The organism is Dysosmobacter sp. Marseille-Q4140, assembly GCA_018228705.1.
Classification (GTDB): Bacteria; Bacillota; Clostridia; order Oscillospirales; family Oscillospiraceae; genus Oscillibacter.
In genome coordinates, this window is sequence record CP073694.1 from 1,966,334 (window position 1) to 1,985,783 (window position 19,450).

The following is a 19,450-nucleotide window of genomic DNA, read 5'->3' on the forward strand; positions in this document are numbered from 1 at the left end:
TTTCATATGAATATCTGTTCATATGTTCATTATATAAAGGAAAAATAAAATGTCAACCCCTCTGGAAAAAATTTTTTGCCCTCCCGCTGCCGGGGCGTTTTTCCGGGAAAACTGGTTGACAATCCCCTGTATTCTTGTAAAATAAATCCCATGTTGACTTTGCCGGTCCGTTCCGGCCACAGATAAGGAGAGCGATTCATGAGCGAACTGGAGCAGAACACCCGGCAGCGTTTGCAGAAAAACGCCTTCATGCTGCACAACCACATCGAGCTGGAGTCCGTGGAGCCGGACCGGGCGGTGTTCCGGCTGGACATCCGGCCGGAGAGCCGCAACCCCTACGGTATGGTCCACGGCGGCGCCATCTATACCATGGCGGACAATGCCACCGGCACCGCCGCCCACACCGACGGCCGTTACTATGTCACCCAGACCAGCGCCCTGCACTTCCTGCGCAACCAGGCCAGCGGTACTGTCCGGGCCACGGCCTGGGTCCGCCACCGGGGAAAGTCCACGGTGCTGACGGCGGTGGATATCACCGGCGAGGACGGCAAGCTCCTGGCCACCGGGGAGTTCACCTTCTTCTGCGTGGACAAGGCCCTGATGGACCAGAAGGCCCCAAAAGAATAAGCCTTGCGGAAAACGCCCCCGCGCCGACAGGCGCGGGGGCGTTCTTATGCGTATTCAGCGCTTCGCCGGGGCGTCCGGCGCCAGGGGGAAGGACACCCGGACGGTAAACAGGTCCGCCACGGTCTCCACGGTCAGCTCCCCGCCGCAGGCCTCGGTGAAGCTGCGGGCGATGGAGAGGCCCAGGCCGCTGCCGCCGTCGGTGCGGCTCTCGTCCCCCCGGACGAACCGGGCGGTGAAGTCCACGCCCTCCGGCAGCTCCCGGCTGGAGGTGTTGCGGACCCTGGCCTCCGCCCTTCCCTCCCCCGCCGTCAGCTGGAGGTAGACCCGGCTGCCGGGGAGCGAGTACTGCAAGGCGTTCTGGATCAGGTTCTGGAACACCCGGTAGAGCCGCTTGCCGTCGGCCACGATGGGAACCTCCCCCTCCGGCAGGTCCGTGCGCACGGTCAGGCCGCTTTGTTCGATGGGGTCCGCCATGTCCGCCAGGGTCTGGCGCAGGAGCTTTCCCAGGTCCAGCCGCTCCAGATCCACCGGCAGCTGATCGGAGGCGGCCTTGCTGACCTCGAACACGTCCTGGACCATGGCCTTGAGGCGCTGGGCCTTCTCGTCGATGATCCGGGCGTAGTCCGCCGCGGTCCCCTCCAGGGGCTCCTGCCGCAGCAGCTCCGCGTAGGAGAGGATGGAGGTCAGGGGCGTTTTCAGGTCGTGGGAGACGTTTGCAATCAGCTCCACCTTCATCCGCTCGCTGCGGGTCCGGTCCGCCAGGGCCTGCTGGAGGCCGGACTGAATGTGGCTGAGGTCCTCCGCGATCTGGTGCAGGTCCGTGTCCGCGGGCAATTCCGCCGCGGCGTCCAGGTTTCCGGCCCGGATGGCCGCCGCCTGATCCGCCAGACGCCCCAGATCCCGGGCCAGGGACAGCTGGTGCCGGGAGGAGAGGATGCACAGCGCCAGCACCAGGAGGAAGCCCAGCACCGTCAGCAGCACCCAGGCGAAGTACAGGTTCCACCAGTAGAGCTCCATGCCGATCACCAGCAGCACGGCGGCCGCCGCGGTGCCGCCCACCATGGCCGCCGGCAGGGCCAATGCCCACCGCCGCAGCCGTTGCTGCACCGGCAGGCGGAGCGAGCGGTCCCGCAGGAGGCGGCGGAGGCTCCGCAGCCAGCTCCGCCGCTGCTCCTTGGAATGATAGCGGTGGTCTATCCGGATCAGCCACAGAAGCAGGCACAAAAGCAGCAAAAGGGGCAGGTTTTCCAGAAGCATCCAGACGCCGATGGGGAGATACTCCTGTGTCACAATGGCCCAGGAGAGACCCCTGATATTGGTGAGGATATGGAACAGCAGCCAGAAGGGAACGCCCTGATCGGTATAGCCGAAGAGCAGCGACAGCAGGCACGCTGCCACCGCCAGGAACCGCAGCTCCGTCCACACGTACACGGTCTTGGCGGCGATGGCCGCCTCCGCCCGCCTCCGGTCCTTCCGGAGAAAACAGGCCAGAGACAGCAGGCCCAGTCCCGCTGCCAGGGCCAGGGCGGCCCTGAGATAGAAGGTGTAGAAGCCGCGCAGCTCCTCATACAGGCCGTACATGGGGCTGCTGCGGGAGATGTAGCCGCTGTCGTACTGGCCCTGGAGGTAGCGGATGGGGGTCTTCCGGACCGCCATGCGGACCTCCACGCCCTCCACGCCCTCTCCGGCGGTGAAGTTTTCGTAGCCGGGCAGATACCAGCTCCGGTCCTCGGTGTAGATGCCGCTGCCGTAGAGGTCCACCTCCTTCCCGTCCTTCCAGGCCTGGGCCTTGCCGTCCTTGAAGATCAGCAGGAAGTTGTATCCCTCCGGGATGTCCGAGGTATCGGCCAGAGCTCGGCTGGTGTTGCGGTAAAGGACGCGGTTGTTTTTGCGGATGCAGTAGAGCACGTTCTTGTCCGCCTGATAGGCCGCGTCCGGCGCCGTGTGTCCGGACTCCTCCGAGGCCATGGCGCTGTCGGAGGCGGTGTCCGAGTACCAGCCGCCGGAGGTCCATCCGGAATCGCCTTCCAGCACCGTGTCGTACCACGTGAGCGTTCCCCCGGCCCCCAGGGTCAGAAAGTCCCGGACATAGCCGCTGACCTCGGAGGCAAAGGCCCGGGTCTCCTGCCAGTCGTCCTTCCACCACTCCAGATCGCTGCCGGTGACCCACTGCCCCAGGCCGGAGAGCAGGCTCCCCGCCGTCAGGGCGAAGCCCAGCAGCAGGGCGGCCACGCCGGTCCAGGCCCGGATCCGGGGGTGCTTTTTCGGCTCCACCCGAAGGACCCCGGGGGCCTCCTCCGCCCCGTTTATCGCCTCGTCCACCCGGGCGGCCACGTAGTACTCCAGCTCCTCGCCGGGGTCATGCTCCATGCCGTTCCATTTTGTATCCAATTCCCCACACCACCTTGATGTAATCTGGCTCGCTGGGGTTCAGCTCCACCTTCTCCCGGATGCGCCGGATGTGGACCATCACCGTGTTCTCGCAGGCGTAGGCCGTCTCCTCCCCCCACACCCGGCGGTAGATCTCCTCTGCCGGGAACACCCGTCCGGGGTGATTCATCAGCAGCTCCACGATCTTCGTCTCCGTGGCGGTGAGGCGCACCGGCTCGCCGTCGGCGGTGAGCTGGCGGCTCTCCGGGTCGTAGGCCAGGCGGCCGTTGACCAGCACCCCCGCCCGGGAGCGGGCGTGGATGTCCCCCAGCTGGGTGTACCGGCGCAGCTGACTGCGGACGCGGGCCGCCAGCTCCTGGGGGTTGAAGGGCTTGGTGACGTAGTCGTCGGCCCCCATGGAAAGCCCCAGGATCTTGTCGGAGTCCTCGCTCTTGGCGGACAGGACGATCACCGGCAGGTTCCGCTTCTCCCGGATCCGCAGCAGGGCGGTGAGGCCGTCCAGCTTCGGCATCATCATGTCCAGCAAAATAAGGTCCACCGGCTTCGTCAGCGCCAGGTCCACGGCGGCGAGGCCGTCGGCGGCCTTCAGACACCGGTAGCCCTCCCGCTCCAGGGTGATGGCGATGGCCCCGGCGATCTCGGCGTCGTCGTCCACCACCAGAATCCATTCGTTCATGTCGCGTCCCTCCTTGAGCCAAGGTCAGTGTCCCACACAATTCTTACAGCGGTGTGGGGAAATCTCTTACGGATTTCTTACAAAAAACGGGGGCCTTCCGGTCCCCGATACGGCCGGAAAAGGGGCCGCGCCCCTTTTCCGGCAGCTTCATTTTTTCAGCGGCAGCGTCAGGATGAAGCGGGTGGAGGATGCGTCGCTCTCGGCCTTCAGGGTGCCCCTGTGCTCGGCGGCGATGGCGGCGGCGATGGGCAGCCCCAGGCCGAAGCCCGACTGCTCCCCCCGGGAATCGTCCGCCCGGTAGAACCGCTCAAACAGGCGGCTCAGCTGCTCCGGGGGGATGGGCGCGCCGGGGTTGGCCACGGTCAGCCGGGCCTGCCGGTCGGTTTTTCGCAGCGTCAGGGTGATGATGCCGCCGGCGGCGCCGTACTTGACGGCATTGTCCAGCAAAATGGCGATCACCTGCCGCAGCTTCTCCCGGTCTCCCAGCACCGTCACGTCCCCGGCCAGGTCCTCCCGCAGGGGCTTGCCCGCCTCAAAGGCCACCGGCTCGAAGGACAGTGCGCAGTCCGCCGCCACGTCGGTGAGGGACACCGTCTCCATCACCGCCGTGCGGACGGCGTTGTCCGCACGGGCCAGTGTCAGCATCTCCTCCACCAGGGATTTCATGCGCCCGGCCTCGGAGCGGATGTTGTCGCTCCACCGGGCGGGCCGGTCGGGCAGGTCCGCCGACTGGAGCATCTCCGCGTTGGAGAGGATCACCGTCAGAGGCGTTTTCAGCTCATGGGAGGCGTCGGAGAGGAACTGGCGCTGCTGGCGCCAGGCCCGCTCCACCGGCCGGGTGGCCCAGCGGGCCAGGAGGATGGACACGCCCAGAAGCAGCAGCAGCGACGCCGCGCCGATCTGGAAGTAGGAGCCCATCATCTCCCGCAGGGTGGCCTGCTCCATAGACATGTCCACAAAGGCCAGCTTCTGATACAGTCCGTTGTCCTGGCGGAGATAACGCAGGTTGTAGCTGTCGACGGTGCCCTCCGTCCGGTCCTGGGAGAGGCAGTCGGTGATGATGGCGGTCAGCTCCTCCGTGTCCTCCAGATTGGCGTAGGTACCGCCGGTGACATAGGCGCTGTACATGCCGCTGCTGCGCTGCCATACCTCCACGGTGAAGTAGGGCAGCTGGACCACCCGGTCCCCCAGGTCCAGCCCGATATCCGGCCGGGACAGGGCGTTGGAGGCGCTCTCCCGCAGCACCCGCTGGAGCACCTCCCGGCTGATGATCTGGATGTTCTGCTGGGCGGAGGCGTAGGCGGAGAAGAACACCACCGCCAGCACCGCCGTCACCATGACCATGCACATGGCCACAAATTTTACCTGCAATTTACGGATCATGGGCAGAACACCCCCTTTTTGTCGAAAAAAATGTGGAAAAGTGGAAATTTGGCCGGCCGGGTCAGGTTTCCGGCGCCTCCAGGCAGTAGCCCACCATGCGGATGGTGCGGATCTTCACGGCGGAGTGCAGATGCTCCAGCTTGCGCCGCAGGAAGGAGATGTAGACCTCCACGTTGTTGTCCTCGGCGTCGGACTCGTAGCCCCAGATCTTCAGCAGCAGCGTCTCCTTGGTGAGCACCTGCTTCTGGTTGAGCATCAGCAGCTCCATCATGTCGAACTCCTTGCGGCTCAGGCGCACGCTCCGCTCGGCGCAGGACAGGGAAAAGGTGCTCCGGTCCAGCCGCAGGTCGGCGCAGGTGAGGCCCTCGGTACCGGTGCGCAGCTCCGGCTGCCGCCGGATCAGAGCCCGGACGCAGGCCAGCAGCTCCCGGGGCTCGAAGGGCTTGGTGAGATAGTAGTCGGCGCCGCAGTCCAGGCCCTGGACCTTGTCAGAGACCTCGGACCGGGCCGTCAGCATCAGCACCGGCGTGGCGTCCCCGGCGGCGCGCAGCCGCCGCAGCACCGTGAACCCGTCCAGCTTGGGCAGCATCACGTCCAGCAGGATCACATCGTAGATGGCGCTGAGGGCGTTGTCCAGGCCCGTCTCGCCGTCGTGGCACACATCCACGGCATAGCCGTCCATCTCCAGCAGATCCCGCAGGGTCTCCGCAAGCCGTACCTCATCCTCTATGACCAGTACCCGCATGCACCATGCCTCCATTCCGGAAAATACCCATAAACGGGAAGGAAGAGTGTGTGCGGGAAACCCAGGAAGGGTTTCCTGCACAATTTCAATAAAGAGCTTTCAAAACGTTGAAAACGCTTTGAAAGCTACCTGATCTGTCAAAATTCTTTTTGACAGATCAGGGGGAGCCTTCGGCTCCCCCTGATTGTACCATGGGCCGGACGGCCTGGCAAGGTCACGCCGCGGTGTCGTCCGCCGCATCGGCGGTCTCCGCGGCGGCGTCCGCCGCCGTCAGGCCGTTCTGGGCGGCGTCCGCCGCCGTCAGGCCGTTCTGGGCGGCGGCAAACAGGGCGTCCACGCTGTCCAGATCCATCTGGTAGATGGTGGTGTCGTCGTCCACGCGGACGTAGCGGCCGTCGCCGTCCAGGTTCTCCGTGCCGAAGGCCAGCGTCAGGGTCTGCTCCGTGCCGCTGTCGGTGAGGTAGGTCATGGTGACGGTGACCGGCTCGTCAAAGCCGCAGATGCTCACCGCCTCGTCGGTGGGCTTGTAGTCCACGCACTTGGTGATGCTCAGGGCCTCCAGCTCGCCGATCAGGTCCGCGGCGGCGTCGGTCACGTCCTCCCCGCCGGATTTCCAGGTGACGGTGACGTTGCCGTCGGCGTCCTCGTCCTGGTCCGGCGTCAGGGTCACGGTCTCAGTGCCGGAGAGGGTCACGGAGAGGATCCGCTCCTCGGTCAGCAGGGGCAGCTCCGGCAGGGCGCACATGTCGTAGATGGCCTTGGACATGTAGGTGTACAGGGTGTCCGCAATGATGTAGACGGGGCTCTCCTGCCCGTTCATGAGCATGTAGTAGCTGGTGCCGTCGGTGGTGGCGTTGCCCAGGGCGAGGGTCAATGTCTCCCCCTCCGGGGTGGTGGCGGTGAGGGTGGCGAAGGGATCGTCCAGGCCGTAGGCCTCCAGGGTGTCGCCGTCGGTGATGGTCTGCTGGGGCTTGAGGGCGGTCAGCAGGTCCACGATGGCGGTGACGGTGGAGTCGTCCAGGGGGAACTCCGGGTCGTCGGCCCAGGTCCAGTTCCCGTTCTCGTCCAGGGCGAAGGACAGCGCGGTGGTGCCGTTGTCATAGCTGAGGGCGGAGTAGGCCGCCTCCTCCGTGATAACGCCGGCGGCCTCCGCCGCGGCGGCTTCCTCCTCGGCCTGGCGGGCGCTGCGGTCCTTCAGGGTGCGGACGATCAGCAGCACGGCGGCCAGCGCCGCCACCACGACGACCAGGGTCAGCAGGGTCTTTTTCTGGGATCGGTTCATGGGCGTATTCTCCTTTGTTGCAGCGGCGGGCGGGGCCCGCGCGGGATTTCCGTGGGACCCCGCCGGGGGTCCTTACAGCTTGCGGCGGCGCATCCAGCGGAGGAAGCCGCAGATCAGCAGCGCCGCCGGGATCACCAGGATGAACAGCAGCCCCCAGATGCCGGCGGTGGTGACGGTGTTCATGGGAACGGACAGGCTCACCGGCTCGATGGAGATGGCGGAGATGTCGTCAAAGCCCGCCAGCACGGCGGAGACGAACAAGTCGGTGTTGTCCAGGTTGGTGAAGCTGGAGGTGATGGATTCATCGGTGAGGGAGGCGGAGCCGAACACGGTCAGCCGGGTGAAGAGGCCGTCGTCGATCTCCTCGGTGGCCACGGCGCCCACGGCGTAGGTGCCCTGGGTCTGGTGGTCGGCGTCCAGGATGGCGAAGCCGTTTTCCGAGGTGGTCAGGAAGGACTGGACGGTGATGGTGTCCCGCTCCGGATCCGTCAGCGTCACGCCCCGGGCGTTGTACATCAGCACCATGGAGTCGCTGGTCAGGGCGGAGGCGGCGTCCACGGAGGTGTCCACCAGGGGGAAGAACAGGTAGGGGATGTTCTGATAGTAGCGCCCGGCGTCGGCGATGAGGCCGTCGGCCACGGTCATGCCGTAGGCGGCGCACATGGCCTCGAAGTTGGGCAGGTCCTCCAGCTGGCCGGCCATGGTGTAGACCACCTGGCCGCCGGTGGAGAGGTACTCCAGCACCATGCCCAGCTCGTCGTCGGCCAGGTCCCGGGTGGGGGCGTTGATGAGCAGCAGGTCGCAGTCGGCGGGGATGCCGCCGCCGGTCAGCAGGTTCACGGAGGAGACCGCCACGTGGGCCTTGTCCAGCCGCTCCGTCACGCTGAGGGGCAGGGCGGTCTCGTCGTGGCCGGTGGTCTCGTAGACCGTCCGGGACGCCTCGGACACCACCGCGTCCACGGCGGAGGTCAGCAGGCCCTCGGCGTCGAAGTCCGTCTCGCTCTTGGTGCCGTAATAGTAGTAGGTCATCAGGTCGTAGCCGATGATGTCGTCGATGGCGAAGGACTCCTGCTGGCCGGTGGCGGCGCAGGTGACCACCACCGTGCCGGCGTCCACGCCGTAGGTGCTCAGCACCGAGGGGTAGACAACCGGGTCGATGTACTCCACGCTCAGGCGGTCGCTGAGCGCGGCGTACTTGTCCAGGAAGCGGACGATGCGGCTGTCCACGCTGTCCTGATCGGACAGAATGTGGATCTCCACGTCCTGATCCAGGGCGGCGAGGTATTCCACCGACGTATCGGTGATATCATAGATGCCGCTGTTCGTCAAGTCCCATTGGGCCCAGCTCTCCGGCAGCTGCGCCGCCAGCAGGTTGAACACCACCGCCGCGGCCACGGCCAGGGCCATGAGCCCCGCGGCGAAGGCCCCCCGGCGGGAGGCGTGACGGCCCGCGGCCAGTCGCAGGGCGGTTTTCCAGTTTTTCCGTTCCATTGCCGTCACCTCCCTCAATTCCAGCGGCGCTTCTGGACCACCTGAACGGTCAGAAACACCAGCAGCGCGCACAGGGACAGATACAGCAGCACGCCCCGCAGGTCAAAGACGTGGTCGGAGGCGAAGCTGTCAAAGGCCGTGATCAGGGAGAACTTGCCCAGCACGTCCGGCAGCAGGCCGGCGAAGGCGGAGGAGTCCTTGATGTAGAACCCGGCGATGACCGCCGCGCCCACCGCCAGGGTGCCGGCGGTGATCTTCCAGTTGTCGGACAGGGCGTTGAGCAAAAAGCACACCAGGATCAGCGCCGCCAGCAGGCCCAGCAGGGACCCGGAGGCGCTGGTGGGCAGGAAGCTGACCAGGCCGTCCCACAGGTACAGCACCAGCAAGATGCCGAAGGTGCCCACGGCGGCGATCAGCTGGCTCTCCGTCAGGGCGGAGACCAGCAGACCCACGGCGATCTCTACGGCGCCCAGCAGGAAGAAGGCCAGGATGGTGCCGTAGTCCGCCAGCAGGAAGGACGAGCCGTTGAGGGCGATGATCAGGGGGCACAGGCACGCGATGGCCGTGGGCAGGGCGAACACCGTCAGCATGGCCAGGTACTTGCCCATCACCACGCCGGTGACGCTGACCGGCGCCGTCAGCAGCAGCTGGTCGGTCCTGCTGCGGCGCTCCTCCGCCATGGACCGCATGGTGAGGATGGGGACCACCACCATGAACACAAACAGCGTATAGCTCAGGGACATGGAAAAATAGGGGTAGCCGTTGAACAGGTTGTATACAAAGAAGTAGATGCCGATGAACACCGTCAGCACCGCCGTGAACAGCCACCCGGTCATGGAGTTGAAGTAGGAGGCAACCTCCCGCTTATAAATTGCCGTCATGGTCTGCCTCCTCTCTCGTCTCCGCGTCCTCCGGCGCGGGCTGCGCGGCGGCGCCGGACAGCGCCGCCGCGGCCCTGGCCGCCACGGCGTCGTCCTCGTCGGTCAGGTCCAGGAAGGCCTCCTCCAGGGAGGCGGTCCGGGGCCGCATCTCCAGGATGGGATACTGGGCGTCGGCCAGGGCGTAGAACACCGCCTCCCGCACGTCCCGGTCCCAGGACACCGACAGCCGGGCGGTGTCGCCCACACGGCTGAGCACGGCGCAGCCGGTGATGCCGGGCACCGTCTCCAGCACCGCCGCCGCCTGGTCCGCGTCCGCCCGGACCTCCAGCTCCAGGGCCCCGCCGGCGGAGAGCTTGCCCTCCAGGGCCTCCGGGGTGTCGCAGGCCACCAGCTTGCCCTTGCGGATGATGAGCACCTGGTCGCACACCGCCCGGATCTCCGAGAGGATGTGGGAGCTGAGGATCACCGTGTGGTCCTTTGCCAGCTGGCGGATCAGGTCCCGGATCTCCACCACCTGCTTGGGGTCCAGGCCCACGGTGGGCTCATCCAGGATGATGGTGCCCGGGAAGCCCAGAATGGCCTGCCCAAGCCCCACCCGCTGGCGGTAGCCCTTGGAGAGGTTGCGGATCAGACGATCCGCCATGTCCTCCAGATGGGTCAGGGTCAGCACCCGCTGGAGCTGGTCCTCCAGCTCGCCCTTGGGGATGCGCTTGAGCCGCCCGCAAAAGCACAGGTACTCCTTCGCCGTCATGTCCCCGTACAGGGGCGGGATCTCCGGCAGATACCCGATCCGGGCCTTGGCGGCCTCGGGCTCGTCGAGAATATCGTGGCCGTCGATGAGCACCTGACCCTCCGTGGCGGCCAGGTATCCGGTCATGATATTCATGGTGGTGGACTTTCCGGCGCCGTTGGGCCCCAGGAAGCCAAAGACGTGGCCGTCCTCCACCGTGAAGCTCAGGTGATCCACCGCGTAGTGGTCGCCGTACCGCTTCACCAGGTTTTTGACCTCGATCACAAAGCAAACCTCCTTTTGGGAGCGGGCGCACAGGGGCCCCTCCCGTCAACGCTGGGCAGTATAGACCGGAAATCTGAAACCGAACTGAAAGAGGGGACAAAAAACCGGACCTTTTCGGTCCGGCGGCAAGAAAGCGTGAAAAGTTCCTCTTTTCTGGGAATTTCCAGCGAGATTTTCTTGCAAAGAAAGCGGGCCTCCTATATAATAAATGCGCAAATTGCGAAAAAACTCACAAATCACATCACCGGGACGGAATGCGACCGCCCGGGGAAAGACGGAGGAAAAAAGGACATGAGAGGCGTACACAGCGCGGTGGACGATATCCGCCGCAATGTCTTTACCGAGGTGGCCCGCCTGGCCTATGAGGGTGGGGACCTCAAGCGGGTGGACGAGATCCCCTACAAGATGATCCAGGGCGAGGTGGCCCACCACCGCCACGACGTGTTTCTGGAACGGGCCATCGTGCAGGAACGGGTCCGGCTGGCCCTGGGCATGAACCTCCAGCGGGCAGCGGAGCAGATGCCTATTTCCGCCAGCATCCACGAGGCCGCCACGGACCAGAAGTATTTCGAGGAGCCCCTGGTCAACATCATCCCCTTTGCCTGCAACGCCTGCCCCCCCAAGCAGATCCGCATCACCGACAGCTGCCAGGGCTGCCTTTCCCACCCCTGCATGAACGTGTGTCCCAAGGACGCCATCTATCTGGACAAGGACAAGCACTGCCACATCGATCAGGACAAGTGCATCAAGTGCGGCAAGTGCTTCAACCAGTGCCCCTACCGGGCCATCAGCAAGATCGAGCGGCCCTGCGCCGCGGCCTGCGGCATGGACGCCATCGGCTCCGACGAGCTGGGCCGGGCCAAGATCGACTATGACAAGTGCGTCTCCTGCGGCATGTGCCTGGTCAACTGCCCCTTTGCCGCCATCGCCGACAAGAGCCAGATCTTCCAGGTCATCACCGCCATGAAAAAGCAGGAGCAGGTCATCGCCTGCGTGGCCCCGGCCTTCGTGGGCCAGTTCGGCAAGGACGCCACGCCCTCCAAGCTCAAGGCCGCCATGCGCACCCTGGGTTTTGCCGACGTGGTGGAGGTGGCCATCGGCGCGGACCTTTGCACCGTGGAGGAGGCCCAGGACTTCCTGGAGAACGTGCCGGCCAAGCAGCCCTTCATGGGAACCTCCTGCTGCCCCGCCTGGTCCGTCATGGCCAAGAAGCTCTTCCCCCAGTTCAAGGACTATATCTCCATGGCCCTGACCCCCATGGTCATCACCGCCCGCATGGTGAAAAAGGACCATCCCGACGCCCGGATCTGCTTTGTCGGGCCCTGCTCCGCCAAGAAGCTGGAGGCCAACCGCCGCTCCGTCCGCTCCGACGTGGACTTCGTGCTGACCTTTGAGGAGCTCCAGGGCATGTTCGACGCCAAGGACATCGACTTCACTAAGATCGAGGGAGACCCTGCCGACGACATGGTGGAGGGCACGGCCATGGGCCGTGGCTTTGCCGTGGGCGGCGGCGTGGCTGCCGCCGTGGTGGAGGCCATCAAGCACATCGACCCCGACCGGGAGGTCCTCATCGAGTACGGCGACGGTCTGAAGGAGTGCCGCAAGATGCTGATGATGGCCAAGGCCGGCAAGCGGGACGGCTATCTGCTGGAGGGCATGGGCTGCCCCGGCGGCTGCGTGGCCGGCGCCGGCACCGTCACCCCCGTGAAGGAGAGCGCCGTCAACGTGGAGAAGTTCAAGCAGCAGGCGGCCGCCGCCAGCAGCACCGAGAGCCCCTATCTGAACCGTCTGAAAGAAGTGGAGGAGTGATCCCGCTTTCCGGCATGCCGGTTATCCGGGTTCGCTGATCAGACCCAAGTCCCCGCCGAAACGGCGGGGACTTTTTTTGGAGGCCATGTGTCCTTCGCGGGAGGACAAACGTGTTTGATTTTGTCAATATGGAAATTCTCACATTTTTTTGAACTCGTTTTGTGTAAATTTAATATGGTTTTCGGAAAGCTTACGTAGAAAAAAAGTAAGAACCAAAGTTTTTTCCTAGGGCAGCACCGCACAATTGCTGAGGCAAGCGCTGTCGAATCACCTATCAGGCAGGAAACCATAGGCTTCCCGGCGCATTTCTTCGCGAGAGCGCACAACTTCAAGCCGCCAGGCAGGGCCTGTCAGCCAGAAGCAGATTCGCCAATGCGAACATGATATTGAATTTGGCTCGCTGTTTTTCGAGCCCTCGGTATCGCGTTTTTCGAAATTGCAGCTGTTTCTTGACGACACCGAATACGTGCTCTACTTTTGCCCGAACAGAAGACTTTGCGTGTTCTACTTTCTTTGCGGCATACTGGCCGCTCTTGCTCAGCTTTTTTAATTGAGATGGACGTCGGTTAATTTTGTATTTGATCTTGCGTCCGGATTTGTTCCGAACGATCGCGTCCTCACGGTTCCCGGCTCCAAGATAGCCACTGTCGCCGTAAACGACATCTTCCTCACCGGTCAGCAGGGATGAAGTCTGCGTCACATCATGGACATTGGCTGGTGTCGCCTCCACTGTGTGTACCAGTCCGCTGTCCTTATCCACCCCAACATGGGCTTTATAGCCAAAGTGCCATGTGTTGCCCTTCTTGACCTGATGTGCATCCGGATCCCGCTTTTTCTCCTTGTTCTTGGTGGAAGACGGCGCGGAAATAATGGTGGAATCTACGATCGTTCCCTTTTTCAGGATAAGGCCCTGTTCAGTGAGCGCGGTAACAACTTGTGCAAACAGTTTCTCCTGCAGTCCATTCTTCACCAGCAGGTTCCGAAAGCGGCCAATGGTATCTCCGTTCGGCACCTGATTGCTGGAATCAACGCCGCAGAAATCTGAAAATGCCCGGCTGTCGATTGCCTCCGCCGCTGTTGCTTCATCACTCAGGTCATACAGATTTTGCAGCAGATACAACCGCAGCATGGTCTCCAGTGGATAGGGTTTATTGCCGCGCTCTCCTTTGTAATAGCACGGCTGGATCAGCGTAAGCCATTCCTTCCACGGGACGATCCGCTCGATCTGGGCTAGAAATTCTTTCTTCTTTGTCCGTACCTGCGCCAACTCATCACTAAGCGCAGACATTGTCATCTGTTTATCCATGGTCTTATTATATCACTCCTGGCAGTATCGCGCCTACTTTTCTGTGCGGTATTGCCCTAGAAGTGCGAAGAAAATTCTATCGTTTTTTTCCAAAAGAAGCATTAAAATAAAGCCAACTTCGGAGGACGGAGGGGAAAACCGCCCTTCCGCGGAGAAAAGAAGTCAATTTTTACAGGAGGAACATCATGAAGAAATTTCTTGCCCTGATCCTGGCTCTGGTCATGAGCCTGTCCCTGGTGGCCTGCGGCGGCGACACCGCTACTGAGGAGACCACCGACGACACCGCCACCGAGGAGACCACCGGCAGCGCCCTGAACGTGGGCGTGTTCTACTACAACTTCGCCGATGCCTACATCACCACTGTCCGCAGCGCCATGGACGGCCTGCTGCAGGGTGCCGGCATCACCTACAACAACTATGACGGTGCCAACAACCAGGCCACCCAGCTGGACCAGATCAACACCGCCATCACCAACGGCGCCAACCTGCTGGTGGTGAACATCGTGGAGACCTCTTCTCCCGACGCTGCCCAGCAGGCCTGCGATGCCGCCAAGAACGCCGGCATCCCCATCATCTTCTTCAACCGCGAGGTTGCCAACGAGGTCGTCGACAGCTATGAGAACTGCGCCTTCGTCGGCACTGACGCCGCCGAGGCCGGCCACATGCAGGGCGAGATGATCGGCACCTACCTGCTGGAGAACTATGACGCCGTGGATCTCAACGGCGACGGCACCATCTCCTACGTCCTGTTCAAGGGCCAGGAGGGCAACGCCGAGGCCGAGTACCGCACCCAGTACGCCGTGGAGGACGCCGACGCCCTGCTGACCGAGGCCGGCAAGCCCGCCCTGTCCTTCTATGACGCCAACAACTCCTCCAAGTACCTGGTGGATACCACCGGCAGCTGGTCCTCTCAGGCCGCCACCGACTACATGACCACCATCCTGGCCTCCTACTCTGAGGCTTCCAACAACATGATCGAGCTGGTCATCGCCAACAACGACGGCATGGCCGAGGGCGCCATCGCCGCGCTGCAGGCCGCCGGCTACAACACCGGCGACGAGGGCTCCACCACCATCCCCGTCTACGGCGTCGACGCCATGGACTCCGCCGTCCAGAAGATCCAGAACGGCCAGATGACCGGTACCGTCAAGCAGGACGCCGAGGGCATGGCCAACACCATCCTGACCCTGATCAACAACATCGGCTCCGGTGCCGCCCTGATGGACAACACCGACAGCTACAATGTGGACGCCGACTGCGCCAAGATCCGCGTGCCTTACGCCATGGTCACGGCCTGATTCGGTCTGAACACCTTGCCCCAACGCTGAGTGATGTGACGAGCGGGGCTGTCGAACACCGGCAGCCCCGCTCCCCCACGGCTCAAAACAGGGGCCTTTTTCTATGACGGGATGGAGCCTCTGCCTGAGCCGCGCCCTCCGGACGCGGCCGAGGCAGAAGCTTCAGCGAAAATTTGTGTGTAAAGGAGGAAACAGATATGGAACAGCCGGCATTGCTGGAAATGCGGGGGATCACCAAGGAATTCCCCGGTGTCAAGGCCCTGGACGGCGTGTCCCTGACGGTCCGCCCCGGCACTGTCCACGCCCTGATGGGCGAGAACGGCGCGGGCAAGTCCACTCTGATGAAATGCCTCTTCGGCATTTATGCCAAGGACAGCGGCACCATCACCCTGGAGGGCAAGGAGGTCAACTTCAAGAGCTCCAAGGAGGCCATGGAAAACGGCGTGGCCATGGTACACCAGGAGCTCAACCAGGCCCTGACCCGCACCGTCACCGACAACCTGTGGCTGGGCCGCTACCCCAAGGTGGGCGGCATCATGGTCAGCGAGAGCATCATGCGCAAGCGCACCAAGGAGATCTTCGATGAGTTGGAGGTCCATGTGGATCCCCGGGCCATCATGTCCACCCTGCCCGTTTCTCAGCGGCAGATGGTGGAGATCGCCAAGGCCGTCAGCTACAACGCCAAGGTCATCGTCTTTGACGAGCCCACCTCCTCCCTGACGGAGACCGAGGTGGAGCACCTGTTCCGCATCATCAACATGCTGCGTGACCGGGGCTGCGGCATCATTTACATCAGCCACAAGATGGAGGAGATCCTCCGCATCAGCGACGACGTCACCATCATGCGCGACGGCCAGTACGTGGCCACCCGCCCCGCCAGCGAGCTGACCATGGAGGAGATCATCCGCCTCATGGTGGGCCGCGAGCTCACCAATCGCTTCCCCCCCAAGGAGAACGTCCCCGGCGAGGTCATCCTGGACGTGGAGCACCTCAGCGGCAAGTACACCCGCCTCAAGGACGCCAGCTTCCAGCTGCGCGCCGGTGAGATCCTGGGCATCGCCGGTCTGGACGGCTCCGGCCGCACCGAGGTGCTGGAGAACCTGTTCGGCTCCATGACCAAGGGCGGCGGCACCATCCGCCTCCACGGCAAGGAGATCAAGAACCGCTCTCCCCGGGAGTCCATCAAAAACGGCTTTGCCCTGCTGACCGAGGAGCGCCGGGCCACCGGCATCTTCGGCATCCGCAGCATCCTGGACAACACCGTCATCTCCAACCTGAAGAGCTATCTGATGGGCGGCATCTGCCTGTCCGACAAGAAGATGCGCCAGGATACCGAGTGGGCCATCCAGGCCATGCGCATCAAGACGCCCAGCCAGGACACCCAGATCCGGTCCCTGTCCGGCGGCAACCAGCAGAAGGTCATCATCGGCCGGTGGCTTTTGACCAAGCCGGAGGTGCTGCTGCTGGACGAGCCCACCCGCGGCATCGACGTGGGCGCCAAGTACGAGATCTACGAGCTGATCATCAACCTGGCCAAAGAGGGCAAGGGCGTGGTCATGGTCTCCTCCGAAATGCCGGAGCTGCTGGGCGTGTGCGACCGGATCCTGGTCATGTCCGGCGGCCTGCTGGCCGGCGAAGTGGACGCCAAGAACACCAGCCAGGAGGAGATCCTTACCCTGGCCGCCAAATATGTGTAATAGAGGGGGATATCACCTATGAGCAAGGAATCCAAAACCATGGAGAAAGAGGCTAAGGCCAAAGCTGCGGCCAAGCAGCCCTGGACTGCCCAGCGCGTGCTGGACACCGTTCTCAACAACGCCCTGATCATCATCATGGTGATCGCCGTCATCTACATCGCCATCGTCAACCAGAACTTCCTCAAGCCCGCTTCCATCATCAACATCCTGGCCCAGACCTGCGCCTACCTGCCGGTGGCCCTGGGCGTCGGCGGATGCATCGTGCTGACCGGTACCGACCTGAGCGCCGGCCGCATCGTGGGCCTGACCGCCTGCATCTCCGCGTCCCTCCTCCAGGCCGTGGACGCCGCCAGCAAGATGTGGCCCAACCTGACCCCGCCGCCGGTTCTGCTGGTGCTGCTGCTGGCCATGGTCATCGGCGGTGCCATCGGCGCCTTCAACGGCTTCTTTGTGGCCAAGTACAAGCTGCACCCCTTCATCGTCACCCTGGCTACCCAGCTGATCATCTACACCATTTTGCTGCTGTACGTCAAGGCCGGCGAGAACAACGGCATGGCCATCTCGGGCCTTGACAAGAGCTACTCCGGCTTTATCACCGGCTCCCTGCTGAAGATCGGCGGCACGCCCATTCCCAACTACGTGTGGATCGCCCTGATCTGCACCGCCCTCATGTGGTTCATCTGGAACAAGACCACCTTCGGCAAGAACATGTTCGCCCTGGGCGCCAATGAAGAGGCCGCCCGCGTGTCCGGCGTCAACGTGTTTGCCACCAACATCATGGTCTTTGCCCTGGCCGGCGCCATGTACGCCGTCACCGGCTTCATCGAGGGTGCCCGCGTGGCCTCCAACACCGCCAACACCGGCCTCAACTACGAGTCCGACGCCATCGCGGCCTGCGTCATCGGCGGCGTCTCCTTCGTCGGCGGCATCGGCAAGATCCGCGGCATCGTCATCGGCGTTCTGATGCTGCGCCTGATCTTCGTGGGCCTGAATATGATCGGCATCAACCAGGACCTGTTCTACATCATCAAGGGCGGCATCATCCTCTTCGCCTGCGCCCTGGATATGCGCAAGTATCTGGTCAAGAGATAATAACGGCAACGTCCCGCAGGAGGGCGCGCATCTTCTTCGGGATGCGCGCCCCCTTTGTTTTCCCGCCGGGGCGTGGTATACTGAATCAAAGGAAAGGGAGGAGGACCCCATGGAGCAGTATCGGGTGCTGCTGGTGGACGACGAGGAGGACATCCGGGTCGGCATCAGCCGCAAAATGGATTGGGAGGGCCTGGGCTTTTCCCTGGTGGGAGAGGCGGAAAACGGCCAGGACGCCCTGGAGCTGGCGGAGACCCTGCAGCCCGACGTGGTGCTGACGGACATCAAGATGCCCTTCATGGACGGGCTGGAGCTGTGCCGCATCCTGACGGAGCGGCTGCCGGCGTCCAAGTTCGTGGTGTTCTCCGGCTTCGACGACTTCGAGTACGCCAAGCAGGCCATCCAGATGAACGTGTCGGAGTACATCCTCAAGCCCATCAACGCCCCGGAGCTGACCGCCGTGCTGGAGCGGATCCACGGCCAGCTGGACCGGGAGCGGACCGAGCGGCGGGACGCCGAGCAGCTGCGCCAGCGCTACGAGGAGAGCCTGCCCCTGCTGCGCAACCTCTTTTTGTCCCGCCTGCTGGATGGCCACGTGCCCCGGGAGCGAATGGCGGAGCTGGCCCAGCGGTACGATGTGGAGCTGGGCGGCGGGGACCTGGTGGCGGCGCTGCTGCACGTGGGCGCCGCGGACCAGAGCGAGCTGACGGCCCTGCTGGTCCAGCAGCTGCTGGAGGAGCACCTGCACCCCGCCGGGTGCGTGTGCCGCCCCTTCCCCTACAACGAGTCCGTGGCCCTGGTGGTGTCCCTGGAGAGCGGGGGCGCCGTCTACGAGCTGATCGCCCAGCTCAACCGGGTCTGCGCCCTGGCGGAGAGCTACCTCCACCTGACCCTGACCGCCGGCGTGGGGGCCCCGGTCCCGGCGCCGGAGGACCTGCCCCGCTCCGCCGACGGCGCCCGCAGCGCCCTGGAGTACCGGGGCATGGTGGGCCGGGGCCAGGCCATCTACATCGGAGACCTGGAGCCCGACGGCGGCGCCCGGCTGATGTTCACCGAGAGCGACGAGCAGGAGCTGACCAGCGCGCTGAAGCTGGGCGGCGACGAGGAGCTGCGGGCGGTGCTGGACCGGCTGACGGACAAGCTGCGTCCCTCCGGCCTCTCCCCGGCCCAGTGGCAGCTGTTCTTCCTGGAACTGCTGACCTGCCTTTTGAAGGTGGCCCGGGAGGCGGATCTGGACACGGAGAGCGTGTTCGGCGCCGGGTTCACGGGACTGATGAAGGCCACGGACTTCGACTCGCCGGAGGCGTTGGAGGAGTGGTGTCTGGACAAGTGCCTGCGGATCCGGACCCAGCTGCGCAACCGGCGCACGGACTCGGCGGGCCGGGCCGTGGAGCGGGCCAAGGACTTCATCCACGCCCACTATGGGGAGAGTACGCTCTCGGTGGAGGCCCTGTGCGAGCACCTGCACCTCTCCCCCGCGTACTTCTCCACCCTATTCAAGCGGGAGACCGGCATGAGCTTCACCGCCTATGTCACTGTGGTGCGGATGGAGGCGGCGGCCGCCGCCCTGCGGAACACCGAGGACAAGACCTACCTCATCGCCCGCCGCTGCGGGTATGAGGACCCCAACTATTTCAGCTATGTGTTCAAGCGCCACTTCGGCATGAGCCCCACTAAGTTCCGCTCCGGCTGAGGCAGCGCGTCCGCACGCCGGGACGGCCAGGCCGCCTCCGGCGCGCCGCGGGAATACCAGGAGAGGA

The 19,450-nt window shown here is 64.0% G+C and carries 15 protein-coding genes; 6 read left to right on the forward strand and 9 right to left on the reverse strand.

Annotation, left to right across the window (positions count from 1 at the left end):
- The first annotated feature begins 198 nt into the window (after window positions 1-198).
- Entirely contained in the window at window positions 199-627 is a 429-nt protein-coding gene (locus KFE19_09860) for a PaaI family thioesterase (protein QUO36736.1), read from the forward strand.
- A gap of 54 nt (window positions 628-681) precedes the next feature.
- Here KFE19_09860 and KFE19_09865 read toward each other — a convergent pair whose 3' ends face one another.
- The 8 genes from KFE19_09865 to KFE19_09900 form a co-directional block, all read right to left on the reverse strand.
- The gene (locus KFE19_09865) at window positions 682-3,018 is read right to left on the reverse strand and encodes a HAMP domain-containing histidine kinase (protein ID QUO36737.1); all 2,337 of its coding nucleotides are present in this window, start codon (window positions 3,016-3,018) and stop codon (window positions 682-684) included.
- Window positions 2,987-3,694: a response regulator transcription factor gene (locus KFE19_09870; GenBank protein ID QUO36738.1), complete on the reverse strand. Its 708-nt coding sequence runs from the start codon at window positions 3,692-3,694 to the stop codon at window positions 2,987-2,989. Before KFE19_09870 ends, KFE19_09865 begins: the two co-directional genes overlap by 32 nt.
- Window positions 3,695-3,841: 147 nt before the next feature.
- Window positions 3,842-5,077 carry a HAMP domain-containing histidine kinase gene (locus KFE19_09875; protein QUO36739.1) on the reverse strand — a complete coding sequence of 412 codons (1,236 nt, stop codon included), beginning with the start codon at window positions 5,075-5,077 and terminating at the stop codon, window positions 3,842-3,844.
- A 61-nt stretch (window positions 5,078-5,138) separates the two neighbouring features.
- Window positions 5,139-5,822, reverse strand: coding sequence for a response regulator transcription factor (locus tag KFE19_09880; protein ID QUO36740.1), 684 nt, complete (start codon window positions 5,820-5,822; stop codon window positions 5,139-5,141).
- 214 nt (window positions 5,823-6,036) lie between these two features.
- Window positions 6,037-7,104: a DUF4340 domain-containing protein gene (locus KFE19_09885; GenBank protein ID QUO36741.1), complete on the reverse strand. Its 1,068-nt coding sequence runs from the start codon at window positions 7,102-7,104 to the stop codon at window positions 6,037-6,039.
- A 72-nt stretch (window positions 7,105-7,176) separates the two neighbouring features.
- Window positions 7,177-8,595: a Gldg family protein gene (locus KFE19_09890; GenBank protein QUO36742.1), complete on the reverse strand. Its 1,419-nt coding sequence runs from the start codon at window positions 8,593-8,595 to the stop codon at window positions 7,177-7,179.
- Between the two features lie 14 nt (window positions 8,596-8,609).
- The gene (locus KFE19_09895; GenBank protein QUO36743.1) at window positions 8,610-9,476 is read right to left on the reverse strand and encodes an ABC transporter permease subunit; all 867 of its coding nucleotides are present in this window, start codon (window positions 9,474-9,476) and stop codon (window positions 8,610-8,612) included.
- Window positions 9,460-10,491: an ABC transporter ATP-binding protein gene (locus tag KFE19_09900; GenBank protein ID QUO36744.1), complete on the reverse strand. Its 1,032-nt coding sequence runs from the start codon at window positions 10,489-10,491 to the stop codon at window positions 9,460-9,462. Before KFE19_09900 ends, KFE19_09895 begins: the two co-directional genes overlap by 17 nt.
- Before the next feature lie 291 nt (window positions 10,492-10,782).
- Here KFE19_09900 and KFE19_09905 point away from each other — a divergent pair, with 291 nt between their 5' ends.
- Entirely contained in the window at window positions 10,783-12,300 is a 1,518-nt protein-coding gene (locus KFE19_09905) for a 4Fe-4S dicluster domain-containing protein (GenBank protein QUO36745.1), read from the forward strand.
- Window positions 12,301-12,628: 328 nt separating this feature from the next.
- On the opposite strand, the gene KFE19_09910 is transcribed toward KFE19_09905, so the two are convergent.
- Window positions 12,629-13,594, reverse strand: a complete 966-nt coding sequence (locus KFE19_09910; GenBank protein QUO39588.1) for an IS5 family transposase — start codon at window positions 13,592-13,594, stop codon at window positions 12,629-12,631.
- A 197-nt stretch (window positions 13,595-13,791) separates the two neighbouring features.
- On the opposite strand from KFE19_09910, the gene KFE19_09915 reads away from it, so the two are divergent.
- The 4 genes from KFE19_09915 (at window position 13,792) to KFE19_09930 (ending at window position 19,383) form a co-directional block, all read left to right on the forward strand.
- Complete coding sequence (locus KFE19_09915; GenBank protein QUO36746.1) at window positions 13,792-14,904, forward strand: galactose ABC transporter substrate-binding protein; 1,113 nt, start codon at window positions 13,792-13,794, stop codon at window positions 14,902-14,904.
- 197 nt (window positions 14,905-15,101) lie between these two features.
- On the forward strand, window positions 15,102-16,601 hold the full coding sequence (locus KFE19_09920) for an ATP-binding cassette domain-containing protein (protein ID QUO36747.1): 1,500 nt from the start codon (window positions 15,102-15,104) through the stop codon (window positions 16,599-16,601).
- A 39-nt stretch (window positions 16,602-16,640) separates the two neighbouring features.
- On the forward strand, window positions 16,641-17,693 hold the full coding sequence (locus KFE19_09925; protein ID QUO39589.1) for a beta-methylgalactoside transporter: 1,053 nt from the start codon (window positions 16,641-16,643) through the stop codon (window positions 17,691-17,693).
- 109 nt (window positions 17,694-17,802) lie between these two features.
- Window positions 17,803-19,383 carry a response regulator transcription factor gene (locus KFE19_09930; GenBank protein QUO36748.1) on the forward strand — a complete coding sequence of 527 codons (1,581 nt, stop codon included), beginning with the start codon at window positions 17,803-17,805 and terminating at the stop codon, window positions 19,381-19,383.
- Window positions 19,384-19,450 lie beyond the last annotated feature (67 nt).